The organism is Rivularia sp. PCC 7116, from assembly GCF_000316665.1.
Classification (GTDB): domain Bacteria; phylum Cyanobacteriota; class Cyanobacteriia; order Cyanobacteriales; family Nostocaceae; genus Rivularia.
Map to the genome: position 1 here is coordinate 1,943,584 of NC_019678.1, position 16,192 is coordinate 1,959,775.

The following is a 16,192-nucleotide window of genomic DNA, read 5'->3' on the forward strand; positions in this document are numbered from 1 at the left end:
GAATTTTTTACTCAATTTTTTACTCAAGATAGTAATTAATAGGGAAGAACTGAAAAATAACTATAGTAATGACCACAACTAAGGTATTTTCTTGTAGGGTGCTGTAACACTTTGATTATTTATGAACGTAGTAATAAAGTTTTTAGTGTCACGCACCACCAAAACTAATTGCTTTTAATCTCATTTCTTCCCTAGAAAATTAGGATATTTACTTATCCACCTGTTTTTTCTTTACAGAAGTCGGCTGGACGTTGATTGTCAGACACTGCATTGTTGTTAGTCATTTGAATTTGACCTCGATTATTGATATTTACGGTTTTCGCACAAAGTAATGTTTGAACCCATTGATCGTCCCGGCTTACTTGTCTAAAGAATTCATTAGGTCTAGTTGTAGGTGGTAAAGTAAAGGTTTGAGCAAACAAGTCAGGAAGTTGAGAAAGCAAACCAACATCAAAACCCCATTGACGTGAAGGTGGTGTATAAAATGGTGTTCTTCCTCCACTGATATCTGTTCGGTAAAGATTCTGGTAATCGCGATAAAGACTTTGACCTCCTGTGCGTAAAACTTGCCAAGGGGCACTTGCATAAGCACTACGTTTGTATTGAATCAGCGAGCCACTTAAGTTGTGGTTAAATTGCGGACTTCTTTCGTTTGTTCTCCACTGTTCTAGATAACGTACAAAGTTTTCTAAACCACCATTAGTCTCAGTTCGGCTCGCAGGAGTATCGCCTCCAGCAATAATTAAGTTTGTTGTTGTATTAGTGGCTCTTTGCAACCAGTTTCTGTTTTTAATAATTCCTCTATCGTTGACGTTAGTAGGTAAGCTGCTTCTGCTTGTGCCGGGGTTCCTCTGGGCATTGTTAGTCCAGGTATCATCTGGCATATGAATTTGCAGCACTGGTATTAAGAGCGGGTGGTCGCCATTAGTTGCGACTTGGTAGTTTCCTACAGGGGCAGTGACAGTAGAATCTGGGGTAAATCTATTAGAAAAATACAGCGGGTTTTGGTTTCCGTAATTAGTTCCTCTAGTTTGTCCGCCACCAAAACCTCCGTCGTCGGCAGTTCTAAACCATAAGGCGGTATTTACTAATCGGGGTCGTTGGTTGGTACTTCTGCGACTGAAGGCGGGGATATCTACTGTATCTGTACTAGTATCAGGATTAAGTACGAAGGTATTGTTAGTGGTGTCAAATGGAATAGTTAGATTGTTGTATGGATAATAAGCAACTCTACCGTTTTGATTAATTCCCAACGGTACGGGATAACCATTCCTATCGAGTACCAGTTTGTTATTGGTGTCTCGTAAGAAAGCAACCCTACGCATGAAAGCTTGGTTTTCCGCGTCAGCAACTTGAGCAGTCGTACCTGATACAAGTCTAGTTGCTAGCTCTCCATTTCCTCCTGGGTTTTCTACTTGTAGTTGGTTGGCTGGTGTAGGTACAGGTGCTGTTCTTGGATTGTTATCATCATCAACCAGAACAACCCAATCTTGAGGACGACAGGTTTCTACGGGTATCCTGGGGCAAACTTCCATTACATATTCGTGAAACATGACTCGTCGCTGAATTGGAGTCACGAAGTTGTTAACGTAGGAACTTCCCGGTTGATTACCTCTCGTGTCAGCATCAAAGTCATTTTTGGGGAAGCCTAAATTAGCACCGGCAGTATCAGCCCAATCAGCACTGGTAAGGTAATTATTGTCAAAGAAACCTAGTTTTCTACGAATTGCTCTGACAGTTATTTGGTTTGCTTCAGATACGTTGCGGTCATTTGTATCTCCATCACCATTAAGATCGGCAAACAAAATTTCTTGAGGATCGGTGGTATCTCTATCGCCGGTGAGGTCAATTCTTATAGCTGTTTCATCTAAACCACCTATAGTGCCATCGTCATCAAAGTCATAGTTAGGAACTACGACATTACCTGCATTATTTCTCAGGTCGTAGTCTCCTTCGTTACGGAAACCATAACGGAAATTATCAGATAGCACCGTAACTGCATCCGCTATTACTGTTGCCGGTCGCCAACTATCTCCTTGAGTACATTTGTTTGCTGGCAGTCTTGGGTCATTTTTACGACAAGCGAAGTTATCGTCAAGCCTGGAGCGTTTGTAGAACTTACTCCAATCAATTTTTCCGTCATTGTTTCTTAAGTCTTCTAGAAACTCTTCAACTGGCTGATTGGCATTGCCTCCTCTCGCATGGAGATTAAAATCACCTCTGATATAGGCAGGAACATTAGTTGCTAAAATTAAACCCTTTTCTTCGTCTCTGTAGTTTGTCTCGCGATCTAAACGCGAACCATTAATTAACATAATGCCGTTAGGACGACGAGTAGGATCGAGTTTGTAGTCTGTTGGGCTAATTAATTTCCTTCTATCGATATTTTGGGTTTGAATTCTTTCGTTATTTTGATTTCTACCAGGTTGATCGCTCATATCTAAGAGAGCATCATCGCGGGTGGCGTAAATAATGCCGCTGTTTGGCAGTAGATATTCTCTGGTGGGGGAAGCAGTACCAATGCGTGTCCGACGCAATTGGTCTAAATCTATAGCTGTAACGCGGACTTCTAAAGGTTGACGTTGTTCTAAGGTACCTGTGTAAGTTGGATCTATAGTTGGATCGGCTGTATTCTGGGTGTTTTCGATTGATTTGATTTGTCTGGTATCCAAGAAGGCTTTTTCGTAGAAGGTTCCGTGAGGTACCTTACTCGCATTAGGTCTTACCCTACCGTTGAGAATTTCAATCGCACATACTGCTGCATCGATTGCGGAATTATCAGTCATTGTCAGAGGTTGGCGACTGCCAAAATTTAGCATCGCGTCTCTTAAAGGTTCATTCACAAACCGCCCGTTAGGAAATACCAGTCTGGCTTGAGCATCTAGCTGTCTCCTATTTCTAGAAATAGCAGCCGCTCTAGATCCACTGTAAGAAGTATAAGTAATACCATTATTCGATTTACCATTAGCTCCTGGAGCTGCGTCAGGATTTTGCCAGAATCCTCTAACGGTACGATTATTTTGGGCTGTAGTTGAGTTTGTTGGGTCGTAGTAACTGCTTACACAAGCGATTGGTGTCTGATCTTCACCATTATTGTCTTTGTAATGATAAACAGCAGTTGCTCTCATTAACAAATCGCCTCTGGATGCATCATCCGTAGGATTGCCCATTGGCATAGAATCGGGCCAAGTAATTATCGGTGCTAAAGTGCCGAAGTTAAGACTATTAACCCAAACTCGATTTACATCTCTATTAGTTGGATCGACAAAGTTTGTATCCCAACCTGGAGCCGCTAAAGAAGCATTGGCTCCTCTAGCAAATGTCACATCATCAATATAAATACCCGCTCCAGTGACTGCACGCATTCCACCAACGTTATCGAGGGGATTTTTTGGCGGTTCTGCGGCTTTTTGCTCGAAAAAGTCGTTGCGCTTGGTAGCACCTTCAAGACTAATTAATTGCTGGATTTGAGTGTTTCGGTAGCGGTATTTAGTTTCTTCGTCTTCATAGTCAGTCCATCTTGTATTGTTTGATTTTGGTAAAACGGTTTGACGAGTTTCTTTACCTACGAAGTTTTTGGTTTGTGGGTCATACCATAGAGCGGGTAAATTATTTCCGAGTATGATGCGATCGCCTAAGTATTTTTCTTCTTCTTTATTAACTTCCTTGAGTTTATTTGGCTCTGTGGCAGGTAATCTATTAAGGTAAAGGCTTAGTCCGGTATAACTTGTACTATTGTTAGTAATAGAAAAAGGATAAATCCATCTATCTGGACCTCTTAATAAATCAGTTCCCAAACCTTGAAGAGTTACGGTTGTAGGATTTTGTACTGGGTCTCTAAAAGGAACTTTACGAGTACGCTTTTTAAAGTAAGCTTCTAATTCTTCTCGACGTACATCTTCAACTTCTCTGGTCGAATCTTCAAGTTTAGCTCTAATATTTTCCTGTACTTCCTGCGGATCTCGACTGAAATCATCAGGTCTAGTAGTTACCTGAAGTGCCCTTTCAACTTGTAAATTAATTCTCCGAGCATAAGCTTGAGCGTTGTAAGCTGTATCGGCAGAAGAGTTGTTAACCGATCTAGTATTAGCATCAATTCTTGCAAAAGTGCCTTCCGCTCCTGGTTTAAATAAATCTACTCGAACGGCATTTCTTCTATTTGAGCCAAAAATACGACCGTAAGCAAGATTACCACCAACAATAATTTTGCTATTTTCTGCTTGGTAAAAACATGAATTAGGACTGCTGACTTGGTACAAACGAATCGGCTCCCAAATTGTTGCTGTCAGCAAATTACTATTGGTAAAAACTCTTCCGTTGAGGCTTAGTCCAGCACCAGGGGTGATTTCTAAATCGTCTTCATAAACCACCGCATTATTAATGACTGGCACCCTTTCTTGGTCTTGCTGGAACTCTATAGCAGAAAAGCCTTGGTTTCCTTGGTATGTTTCGTAATTATTACCATATTTGCGAGTATCCTTATCGGTAATCGGTACGGTCGTAGCATAAACAAAGAAGCTTTTTTTGAGGTTTCCTCCCGATTTATACCAGCCAGAATCACCAATCAAACTAAAACTAGTACCTCTTGCTGCCGCACAAAGTCCACCTAAAGAACCGTCATCCATAGGTGGTGTTCTAGCTTCTAAAGGAGAACGAGCGCGGTTAAATTTACCATCGTCACTACGGCTGGGGCTGCGAAAGAAAACCCCATAAAGTGTGAAGCTATCATATTTGCCGTTGTTATCAGTATCAACAGGAAATCTCCACGCAGTGTTTGTAACTTCTCTATCTTCTAGAGAGGTGCTATTAGTGCTTATACTTCTGTTTTTATTAATGTCGTAGCGAACTGCTAAGGGAGTTTCATCACCAAAGGTATAGTTGGAAAGATTTTGGGTGAAAGCATTATCAAGAGAACTATCTGATGGAGTAGAACGTGGTAGCGTAGGGTCGGTAAATAATTTATCAATCTTCGCTCTAGCTCTATCTATTGCCGGAGTAGCGGCTTTCAAAACAGCTTGATTGACTCTGACATTGCTAGCATTTTTAGAACGTTCAAACGAGCGAAACAAAATTGCAACAGTCAGCAATACAACAACCAACGAAACCATTGCTACTGTAGGCAATACAAAACCAGCATTTACCCAATCCGGTCGTTTTTTCGTAACTATAAAACTTCGTAAAAGCCATAAACTTTGTTCCTTGACAGTAGATGGATGTTTACGCTGAAACTGTTGGTAAAAGTTTTGAAATGCCCTGACTAACTTACGATTTTTCATAGCTACTTTCCTATCAAGAGTTGTAATCCGAGTTTTGAAATTAAATGGTTTTAAAATATGGAAATAATGCCTATTGTGTTAAGGCTTAAATTGGCTTTTAACTACTCTCTAATGCTGCCGCAAGCAGACTGCTACTGCAAATATTTAGCGAAATACATGATATATAAACATTGCCAACCGAAATATTTTTTGGTTGGCAGCAGCCAGAATCATCAAGTTTCACTAACTAAATAAAAGTGCTATTTTAAATTTGTAAATTTTTTATGTTTTTCCGGTCAATAAAAATATTATCTGAATTATTTAATTTATAGCCGACAAAGAAAAATAAAGCCATAGCTTCATGAGATTTTTGCGTATTTTTTACTGAATTTAGTATTGGCTCAACACAACTTTATGAAGTTGTTATTAGCAAACTAAATTTATATTACCCACTTGGAACGGTAAAGTTATCAGCTAGAAAAAATATTGAGGAATTGTATCGCAAAAATGTAGAGACGTTGTAGCTCGTTCCAAGTCTCTGGTTTGGAATGCCATTTTCTTGAGGCTCTGCCTCTTTGTACACAGCCTAGGCGGAGCCTCTAATACTGTATTCCTTGCCGGACACAAGGAACAAGTGATAATGGTGCGTGACGGCATTCAGTAAGTTATTTCATTACCTTTGATAAATTATTCTAGCCGTCACACACCCTACAAGATATACGAATAAATTTAAAAAACAAAACCCACATATCTTTTATATGTGGGTTTAATAAATTTAATGAATTGAAAAAGTAATATTTGAATTACCCGCAATTCCGATTTACACGCGATTAAGATTAATTCCAGCTTCTTTAGCCATTGCATTCAAACCTTTCTTCTCCAAAGTCTTAATTGCCTTAGTAGAAAGCTTTAATCTTACCCAGCGATTACCTTCAGCCCACCAAACGCGCTTGCTTTGCAGGTTCGCTTGTTGAAGTTTCTTTGTGCGACGGTGAGAGTGAGATACCGCATAACCGTTATTCGCTTTTTTACCAGTCAGTTGACATCTGCGGGACATATTTATGAATCTCCTGTTTTTTTATGCAGTCTTCTATTTTATATGAGAGAGGGGGAAGAGGGGATGATGGGGTAATGGGGAGAGGGAGAGAGAAGAAGAAATTTAAACTCCCTAACTCATAACTCAATAACAGACGTAGCATTGCTACGTCTCTACAATGCCCAATGCCCAATTCCCAACCTTTAACCTTACTTTGCTGCTTGTTTTGTCAGCTTAGTGAGTACTTCGTTAGAACGTTCTACGAAAGATTTCATTCCGTCTGCATCGAAGCCTTTTTGGGACATTAAGGCTAAATCGTAAACGTGCTGGCAAATTGAGTTGACTATTTCGGCGTTTGAGGATTGTCCGTCATCTTGAATGATACTACCTTGGTTAAGATTTTCTAGGTTTTGTATCAGTGGGTGGGCTGTATTAACTAATAATACGTGTTCTTCGGGAAATTCTACGTTTTGCTGCTGCATCATGGCGTTCATTTCTCGCAAGCGACGCAGTATTTCTGGTAAAAGCACCATTGCTGGTGGTGTTCCTTGGGGATTGTCGGATTTTAAGGCTTCGGTACGAATGTTGAGTTTGGGTTTGTTGAGGGCTTTTTCAAATATTTCTTTGATTGTATCCCCTCTGGTTTTGTTGGTTGTTGGATCTACGATTTCTTGGGATTTATCTTTATCTAGTAGGGTGTTATCCAAATCGGAGTCTACCCGTGTAAATTTAACTTCGTTGTATTCCCGTTCGAGGAAGTTAATGAAGTGGGTGTCGATGAAGGAGTCTAAATATAAGACTTCTAAACCTTGATTTTTGTGTAACTCTACGTAAGCAGCTTGTGATGCTTCGTCGGTACAGTAAAAGACGCGATTTTCGTGACTTTGTTTATTTCTCTCTAAATATTCTTTGATGGTTACGTAAGGTAATGCCGGTTTTTGAGAGGATTCGGCGTTTTCTCCTTCACCCCCAGGAGTCACATCTTGCCATACGTCGCCTTCTTGGGACTGTACTTCTACTGCGGGAGTTTCTGCTGCTTCTGTTGTAGATTCAGTATTTTCCGATTCTTGAGTAGTGCGGAAAACTACGATGTCTTCAACTTGCTTTTGGAATTTTTCATCGTTCATCACCCCGAACTTAACGAAGGTAGCTAAATCCTTCCAAGCGTGAATGTACTGCTCGCGGTCATCGCGATACAGTTGTTTGAGCCTATCGCCAACTTTTTTGGCAATGTAATCACCGATTTTTTTGACGGTGCGATCGCCTTGCAATGCACTACGGGATACGTTAAGGGGAATATCGGTACTATCAATTACCCCGCGCATCGGCAATAGAAATTGAGGAATGATTTCTTCGCAGTTGTCGCTAACAAATACTTGATTGCAGAATAATTTGGTTTGTCCTTTGCTAACGTCAACATCTGGCTTTAACTTGGGGAAGTACAAAATACCGTTAATAATAAAAGGATAATCGGTATTCAAATGTACCCACAACAAAGGCTCTTCCTCAAAGGGATACAGATAACGGTAGAATTCCAGGTAATCTTCTTTAGTTAAATTACTTGGGGATTCTCGCCAAGGTGCTTTTTGTCGATTTAATACCTCACCATCAAGTTTGATGGGTACTGGCATAAAATCGCAATAAGTTTTAACAAGATTCTTGACTCTTGCTTCCTCTACAAATTCTTCTTCCTCTTCCATGAGGTGAAGAATAATAGTAGTACCGCGAGTTGTACGGGATGATTCTTCTAAGGTGAAGTTGGGGGAACCATCGCAACTCCAGTGAACTGACTGTGCTCCTTCCTTGTAAGATAAAGTATCGATTTCAACCTGCTTAGCCACCATAAAGGAGGAGTAAAAACCAAGTCCAAAATGACCGATAATAGGTTGATCGGAAGCACCTTTATACTTCTGAACAAATTCTTCAGCGCTAGAGAAAGCAACTTGGTTGATATATTTCTTAACTTCCTCTACAGTCATACCGATACCATTATCGGTAATAGAAAGAGTTTTCTTATCCTTGTCTACAGCAATTTGAATTTCCGACTCGCCAATTTCACCCGAGAATTCACCAGAGCGAGCTACCATTTGCAGCTTTTGGATTGCATCAACGGCGTTTGATACCAGTTCCCGTAAAAATATTTGATGATCTGAGTAAAGAGATTTCTTGATAATTGGGAAAATATTCTCAGTATGGATACTGATGGTACCTTGTTCTAACATAATTTAATCGCAGCAAATACAAATATTCTAATGATTACCTGGGCAATAAAACCCCAATATCCCACTTTACCTGAGAAGGAAAGCAGGACTATTATTGATCGGGATTTTAAATGCTTTAGCAGATAAATTGTACTGAATTGATTGGATTGTTTGCCCTATACAGATGATTCGGATTTCCCTACCATAGTTCTTAGTCAGGACTTAAGTCCTTGGAATTACGGTTAAAACCCTGACTACAAAACTTTTTTATAACTGGTTCCCACTCAGAAGAGCTTTGTAACGAGAAAATATCAACTTGCACGGGCTTTTTTCAATTCACTAATTAGGAGATACAGTTGTGGAAAGAAAATTTTTAAAACAGCAATCATTATGAGCTGCTTATTTCTGATTATTACAGGATTATTTTTAATACAATTCCATAAAAAGTAAGCAGCAGTCAGAGTTTGACGTTGTTTAGGAGGTGCATCAATAGCTTTAAAAGTTAGGTATTGATAAAGGTGTGAAAGACTTTGTTTTTTTAAATGCTGCAAATTATCGGCTTTGGGATAACTAAAAGCACGTTCGGTTACTGTTAGACATGCATTTTCTTGTCTTCTCAAATTTGCAGACATTGAACTAGTTGATGTCCGATATAAAATTTGTGGTTTTTCTACGCAAACAAATTCGTAATTTGCAGCCAGACGCAACCACATATCAATATCTTCTGCTGCGGCAAGCGATTCATCGAAACCACCCACTTTTTCTAAAGCTTTTCGATGAATTAAAGGATTGGAACCATTTTCTAAAAAGTTAATTACCAAAAGTTTACTGAAAACATCACCATTAGCTTTAATTCTTCTACCCGACTTGAGAAACTGACTCGATTCGTCAATATAATCAGTCCAACTATAAGCAATAGCAGCTTGAGGGTTTTCTTGTAAAGCTTTCCACTGTAATTCTAATTTATCAGTTGTCCATAAATCATCTGCATCAATAAAAGAGATATATTCACCTTTAGCTTGAGAAATTCCGCGATTGCGACTTGCTGATAAACCAGCGTTGGGATAAGAAAATATTTTGATGCGGGAATCGGATATTTCTTTAATAGTTGCTAAAGTATCATCTGTGGAACCATCATTAATTATAATTATCTCTATATCTCTAAAAGTTTGATTTAATATTGAGTTAATGGTTTCCCCAATAGTTACTTCTCCATTAAAAACAGGAATTATTACAGAAATATTCATTTGATTTAAATATGGTGAGATGCTGGATCTGATTATATTATTTAAAAAGATTATTTATGTGAATGCTGTCTTTTTGAATTGAATAACTCGTTGAGATATTTTAGGGAATAAAAATTTCACAGCAATTATTAGCATCAATTTTTTATCCATTATATCCGCAGGTTTATTTTTAAAATAATTCCATAAAAAATACATAGTTGTCATGTTTCTACCTGTTTCTGGTATAGATTCAATAGCTTTAAAAGTCAGATATTTATAAAAATTTGAGATAGTTTGTTTTTTCAAATGCTGAAGATTATGGGCTTTGGGATATCTGAAGGCGCGTTTAATTACTTTCAAAGATGTAGCTTCCATATTCTTGAGATTACTAGAAAGCGAATTCATCGAAGTTCTGTAAAAAATTTGTGGTTTCTCGATACAAACGAATTCGTAATCAATCGACAACTTTAACCACAGATCGATATCTTCAGATGAACTTAATGATTCATCAAAACTACCAACCTTTTCTAATGCTTCTTTGCGAATTAAAGGATTAGAACCATTTTCTAAAAAGTTTATAACTAAAAGTTTGCTAAAAACATCACCGTTAGCTTTAATTCTTCTACCAGATTTGATAAATTGACCCGATTCGCTAATATAATCAGTCCAACTATAAGCAACAGCAGCTTGCGAATTATTTTCTAAAGCTTGCCACTGCAATTCAAGTTTATCAGGTGTCCATAAATCATCGGCATCTATAAATGAAATATATTCTCCTTTGGCCTCATAAATTCCCCGATTGCGACTTGCTGATACACCAGCGTTGGGATAAGACAATATTTTTATGCGGGAATCGGAGATGTTTCTAACAACTTCTAATGTTGAATCTGTAGAGCCATCATCACTGATGATTACTTCTATATCTTGAAAAGTTTGATTTAAGATTGAATAAATTGTTTCTTTAATAGTTTTTTCTCCATTAAAGACAGGGATGATTACAGAAATAGGCATTGTTTTATATTCCTTGATTTATGATAATTAGCTTTGATTTAAGCTTTTAGGCAGATTATCTTATAAACAAGATAGAAAACAGCCCCGACAACATAATTACGATGATAAAAAAATCTTTATTATCTATTCTTTTCCAATCAGCAGGAGCCCGGTATCTAGAGAATTTGAAATTATATTGATTTACGAAATAAGATTAAGTTGTTTTTTCATATCCTAAAAAAGTACTTGTATTTGATAAGCGAGGAAGCTTTTGAAAAAACATACTTGCCCAATTAGGAGGTAAAATTATCATTGCTAACAGTTTCAAAACAGCTTTAAATATTATGGGTTTAAATAAAAGACTTATATCTGTTTTAATTGCAGTTATTAAAAATCTTCCTGCAATTGCATTTTGTTGTTTCCCAGGTGGGGCTGCCAGAACTTTATAGCAAAGATATTTATAAAGGTTTCCTATTGCTATAGGCTTGAGATGTTGTAGTGATTTTGCTTTTTCGCGAGCAAAACCACGTTTAATAACCTCTAAATTTGATTTTTCCAGTCCTATTACATTAGATGACATAGAATTTTGTTGAATTCGATATAATATTTGTGGTTTAGGTACGCAAACAAAATTTGTTATAGCCGACAATTTTAACCACATATCGGTATCTTGAGCGTTGGTTAATGATTCATCAAAACCACCAACTTCAGTTAAAACATCTCTACGAATCATGACGTTAGAACCGTTACCGATAAAATCATCTAATAAGAATTTAGAATAAACGTCTCCACTCCAATTAACGTGAGAAGTTTTACGGAGAAACTTGCTATTTTCATCTATACAATTTGTCCAGCTATAAGCAACACCAGCTTGAGGATTTTCCTGTAAAGCTGTATATTGTGCAGCTAGTTTATCATTTGCCCATAAATCGTCTGCATCTAAAAAAGTTATATAATCGCCAGTCGCTTGGTTAATTCCACGATTGCGATTCACCGCCACATTAGCTTTAGGATAAGAAAAAACGTTGATTCTATCGTCTTTTGTCTGAGAAATAATAGATAAAGTATTATCTGTTGAATCTGCATTAATAATAATTAATTCAAAATTCGTAAAGCTTTGATTTAAAACTGATTCAATAGTTTCTTTTATTGTATTTTCACCATTGTATACTGGTATAATTACAGATATTTTATCGCTTCGCATATCAATCATATTAAAGATTATTATAATTGATATGCTAATCTTAGGTTTGTAAAAATAGCCTCAGTATAATTTCAGAACATTTCTCAGCCTAATTTGAGTCAGATAAAAAGGACTTAGTAAAGTTCCAATTAAGCGTTCCTTCTCACAAGTCGCAACAATATTATTCACAAATACCGAACGATAGTTAATTAGATGTAAAATTAATTTGCGGCTATCGTTAACAAGATAAATTAAAAAAGCTAATGGTCTTTGCCACCATTGTAGTGATAGCATTCTTAAGTGAAATCGACCTAAACCTACGCTTAGCATTAAACGCATCAGGTAAGTTTTTTCCAATCTCCAAGCAGGTATAACATGTTCGATTTGCATTTCTGGGTTATACCAAATTTCCCAACCTGCTTTGTAAATATATGAAAGTGCTTCAATATCTTCTCCTGCTCGCAGAATATATTTTCCCCCAGCCACTAAAAACAGACGTTGAGGAACACATTTCTGCCAAACTTCACGACGCACAACCAACCCAGCACCAGGAGGAAGCCCTTTTTTACGAGGTTCGTATATTAGTGGTTGCGAACCTCTATCAACAATAGCAAGATAAAAAACTATTTGTTTGAGTTCTTCGGGTGGTTCGGTTTCAAATAAACCATCGATTTTACTACTGAAAGCTCCAGCTTGGGGATGCTGTTGAGCAAATGTGTATGCTGCTTTTACCCAATTAGGATTTGGTAAATTATCATCATCGAGAAAGCCAAGTAGTTCTCCTTTTGCTTCCGCAATAGCTTTTTGTCTGGGAAATGAAAATCCCTTTTCTGGTTCAAAGCAGTATCTTAAAGGTACGTCTTTGAGCCAATTTTCTTGATATTTTTTAACAACTTCAGCCGTGCCATCCGTACTATTGTTATCAACAACAAGAACTTCCCAATTAATATGTTCGGTATCTATTTGTTGTTTTAATTTATCTAATACTTGAGGTAAACGATTTTCTCCGTTGTAAGTAGGGATAGCAACGGTTAAGTTTACGGCTGTATTCATTTTAAGAGTGATTTTTAAAGCTTGCTGAAATTAGTGTTCCCAGTTCAAGCTAAAAACTCACAAATTGTGGAAAATCTAAATTTTAGAAACTCTTACTTGGAAAAAGTGGTGCGATAAGAACTAAGCCCACCTGCGTGGGCTTTAAAAAAAACAATAATTTACTCTTCACCCTTCCGCAGACTCTATAACTTGTACGGTATTTGCAGAAGAAGATACTTTGACAACGGCTTTTTTGCTGAAGGTTAAACCATTGGGATCTCTATCAATTATGATTGTGTCACCCGGTACAAAGGTATTTTCTAGAATCTTTGTGGCAAGGGGGTTTTCTATTTCTCGCTGAATTGCTCGCTTGATTGGACGCGCACCATACATGGGATCGTAACCAATTTCTACTAGTTTCTCGCAAGCTGCTGGGGTAATTTCGACGGAGATTTTTTGATCTGCTAATAAACCTTCTACTCGTTTTAGCTGAATCCGAGCAATATCTCCCATTTGTTTTCTACCCAAAGCATGGAAGATAATTAAATCATCAATACGTTGGACAAATTCTGGGCGGAAGTGTTTTCGCAAGGCTCCCATGACTCGATTCCGCATTTTTTCATACTGCGAATCATCGCCAGATATATCTAATATATGCTCGCTACCAATATTACTCGTCATCACGATCACGGTATTGCGAAAGTCTACGACTCTTCCCTGAGAATCAGTAATTCTGCCGTCATCTAAGACTTGCAATAAAATATTAAATACGTCGGCGTGGGCTTTTTCAACTTCGTCAAGCAGCACCACAGAATAAGGACGACGACGAACTGCTTCGGAAAGTTGACCTCCTTCTTCAAAGCCAACGTATCCAGGAGGCGCTCCCACTAAGCGAGATACAGAATGCTTTTCCATGTATTCCGACATATCTAAACGCACCATTGCGTCTTCGGAATCAAACATAAATTTCGCTAACGCACGAGCTAATTCTGTTTTTCCAACACCCGTAGGTCCCATGAATAAAAACGAACCAATTGGACGCTGGGGGTCTTTCATTCCCGCCCGAGCGCGACGGATTGCAGCTGATACTGCTGATACTGCTTCATCTTGTCCGATGACTCGTTGATGAAGATGATCTTCGAGCTGCAACAATTTTTGTCTTTCTGACTCTAACAGGCTATTTACTGGAATTCCCGTCCATTTTGCGACTATTTCAGCAATATCGTCTTCCGTAACCTGCTCTCTTAATAAACTTACGCCTTTGCTTTGAATTTCTAATAATTTTGTTTCCTTAATTTCGCGATCGCGCTGTACTCCTTCTAATTTCCCGTACTTTAATTGGGCTGCGGTGTTTAAATCGTAAGCACGCTCGGCTTGTTCAATTTGGACTCTAAGTTTCTCTTCTTCCTGTTTTAAACCACTAATATCTTCTAAAACTTGTTTTTCACCTTGCCACTGAGCGTTAAAATCTTCCTGCTTTTCCGTCAAATCATCAATTTCTTGCTCAATTCGCTCTAAGCGCTGCTGCGTCTGAAATGTCGCTTTTTCTTCTCCTGCTAAAGACAGCTTTTCCATTTCGAGTTGCATCAAACGACGCTCAATATTTTCTAATTCCGCAGGTTTGGAAGTAATTTCCATTTTTAACTGCGCTGCTGCTTCATCTACCAAATCAATGGCTTTATCGGGTAAAAAACGGTCGGAAATGTAACGTGCTGACATTGTTGCGGCTGCAACTAAAGCAGAGTCAGAAATTTTGACATTATGGTGGACTTCATAACGCTCTTTAAGTCCCCGCAAAATAGAAATCGTATTTTCTACGCTGGGTTGAGTAACTAAAACCTGTTGAAAACGTCTTTCTAAAGCCGGGTCTTTTTCGATATACTTCCTATACTCATCCAAGGTTGTAGCACCAATACAGCGCAATTCACCCCGCGCTAACATCGGCTTGAGTAAATTACCGGCATCCATTGAACCTTGCTGTCCGGAACCGGCACCAACTACCGTATGTAATTCATCAATAAATAAAACAATTTGACCGGCAGACTCAGTAACTTCCCTGAGAACAGCTTTTAGTCTATCTTCAAACTCACCGCGATATTTTGCGCCAGCAATCAAACTACCCATATCCAAACCGATGATTTGCCGGTTCTTCAGCGATTCTGGGACATCCCCATTAATAATTCTTTGAGCCAACGCTTCAGCGATCGCAGTTTTTCCCACTCCAGGTTCGCCAATTAACACCGGATTATTTTTACTTCGACGAGATAAGACTTGAATCACGCGACGAATTTCTTCATCTCGTCCAATCACGGGGTCAAGTTTACCCGCTTTTGCTTGTTCGGTTAAATCTCTACCAAACTTTTCTAATGCTTCATAACGAGATTCGGGATTTTGGTCAGTTACTTTCTGACTACCGCGCACTCCTTTAATCGCATCTTCTAAATCATCGATACTAGCATTTAAACTTCTAAATATTTTTCTGCCAATACGCTCTTCTTCAGCAAAAGCTAGTAGAAGATGTTCCACACTAATGTAAGCATCATTCATACTCAACCTAGCATCTTCAGCACCATCAAGCATCCGGTCAAGACCTTTACCCAGGTATAATTGCTCGCTTCTGCCTACTTTCGGTTGACGGCGGGTAAAATCTTCAAGCTGTTGTTGCAATCGCTCAATTTCCACACCAGAACGACTGAGAACTTTATTCGCCAACCCATTATCTTGTTCCAAAAGAGCCAGCATCAAATGTTCTACATCTAACTGCTGTTGATTGTAAGCACGGACAATATCCTGAGATTTAACAATTGCTTCCCAGGCTTTATCAGTAAATTTATCTGGATCTGTAGGCTGCATATTAAGAATTTTAGATTTTAGATTTTACGGAAACTGTCGGAGGTAGATGTTTTTCCAATTAAAGCTTCCAAGATAGATTAGAGATTTTAGGAAGGTAGATTTTACATTTTTAGATTGGCAAAATTGTAAATCAAAAGTTTGTCTTAAATAAATATCCAAGCATTATTAAGCACTATTTGCTTGTATCTGCGGTTGCAATTGAATAATTGGAAATAGGTAATTGGTAATTGGTAATTGTGAATGGGGTATGGGGCATAGGGCATTGGGCATCGGGCATCGGGTAAGATAAAAAAGTTATGAGCTATAAGTTATTTAATTTATAAATATTCCCATATAGATTACAAACAGAATATAAAGCAATACTAAAAGGCTTCGTAAATATATAAAATTAAAAATTATATAACTACGCTTGATTT

At 38.1% G+C, this 16,192-nt stretch carries 8 protein-coding genes; all 8 read right to left on the bottom strand.

Features of this window, described 5'->3' with window-relative positions; translation table 11 throughout:
* Window positions 1-212: 212 nt before the first annotated feature.
* The 8 genes from hpsA to clpB all read right to left on the bottom strand — a co-directional run bounded on the left by hpsA (window position 213) and on the right by clpB (window position 15,776).
* Window positions 213-5,276: a hormogonium polysaccharide biosynthesis protein HpsA gene (gene hpsA / locus RIV7116_RS07520; RefSeq protein ID WP_015117689.1), complete on the bottom strand. Its 5,064-nt coding sequence runs from the start codon at window positions 5,274-5,276 to the stop codon at window positions 213-215.
* Window positions 5,277-6,075: 799 nt separating this feature from the next.
* Window positions 6,076-6,312, bottom strand: coding sequence for a 50S ribosomal protein L28 (gene rpmB, locus RIV7116_RS07525; protein ID WP_015117690.1), 237 nt, complete (start codon window positions 6,310-6,312; stop codon window positions 6,076-6,078).
* A 188-nt stretch (window positions 6,313-6,500) separates the two neighbouring features.
* Window positions 6,501-8,513 (bottom strand): molecular chaperone HtpG, encoded by a 2,013-nt coding sequence (gene htpG, locus RIV7116_RS07530; protein ID WP_015117691.1) that lies wholly within the window; start codon window positions 8,511-8,513, stop codon window positions 6,501-6,503.
* Between the two features lie 290 nt (window positions 8,514-8,803).
* Window positions 8,804-9,739, bottom strand: coding sequence for a glycosyltransferase (locus RIV7116_RS07535; RefSeq protein ID WP_015117692.1), 936 nt, complete (start codon window positions 9,737-9,739; stop codon window positions 8,804-8,806).
* A 54-nt stretch (window positions 9,740-9,793) separates the two neighbouring features.
* Complete coding sequence (locus RIV7116_RS07540; RefSeq protein ID WP_015117693.1) at window positions 9,794-10,729, bottom strand: glycosyltransferase; 936 nt, start codon at window positions 10,727-10,729, stop codon at window positions 9,794-9,796.
* A 193-nt stretch (window positions 10,730-10,922) separates the two neighbouring features.
* Window positions 10,923-11,921, bottom strand: coding sequence for a glycosyltransferase (locus RIV7116_RS07545; RefSeq protein WP_015117694.1), 999 nt, complete (start codon window positions 11,919-11,921; stop codon window positions 10,923-10,925).
* 51 nt (window positions 11,922-11,972) lie between these two features.
* Window positions 11,973-12,944 (bottom strand): hormogonium polysaccharide biosynthesis glycosyltransferase HpsE, encoded by a 972-nt coding sequence (gene hpsE, locus RIV7116_RS07550; protein WP_015117695.1) that lies wholly within the window; start codon window positions 12,942-12,944, stop codon window positions 11,973-11,975.
* Between the two features lie 165 nt (window positions 12,945-13,109).
* Window positions 13,110-15,776 (bottom strand): ATP-dependent chaperone ClpB, encoded by a 2,667-nt coding sequence (gene clpB, locus RIV7116_RS07555; RefSeq protein WP_015117696.1) that lies wholly within the window; start codon window positions 15,774-15,776, stop codon window positions 13,110-13,112.
* Window positions 15,777-16,192: the final 416 nt, after the last annotated feature.

Coding starts and splice junctions, on each gene's coding strand:
- hpsA (WP_015117689.1), bottom strand. CDS start 5,276: ATGAAAAATCGTAAGTTAGTCAGGGCATTTCAAAACTTTTACCAACAG.
- rpmB (WP_015117690.1), bottom strand. CDS start 6,312: ATGTCCCGCAGATGTCAACTGACTGGTAAAAAAGCGAATAACGGTTAT.
- htpG (WP_015117691.1), bottom strand. CDS start 8,513: ATGTTAGAACAAGGTACCATCAGTATCCATACTGAGAATATTTTCCCA.
- RIV7116_RS07535 (WP_015117692.1), bottom strand. CDS start 9,739: ATGAATATTTCTGTAATAATTCCTGTTTTTAATGGAGAAGTAACTATT.
- RIV7116_RS07540 (WP_015117693.1), bottom strand. CDS start 10,729: ATGCCTATTTCTGTAATCATCCCTGTCTTTAATGGAGAAAAAACTATT.
- RIV7116_RS07545 (WP_015117694.1), bottom strand. CDS start 11,921: ATGATTGATATGCGAAGCGATAAAATATCTGTAATTATACCAGTATAC.
- hpsE (WP_015117695.1), bottom strand. CDS start 12,944: ATGAATACAGCCGTAAACTTAACCGTTGCTATCCCTACTTACAACGGA.
- clpB (WP_015117696.1), bottom strand. CDS start 15,776: ATGCAGCCTACAGATCCAGATAAATTTACTGATAAAGCCTGGGAAGCA.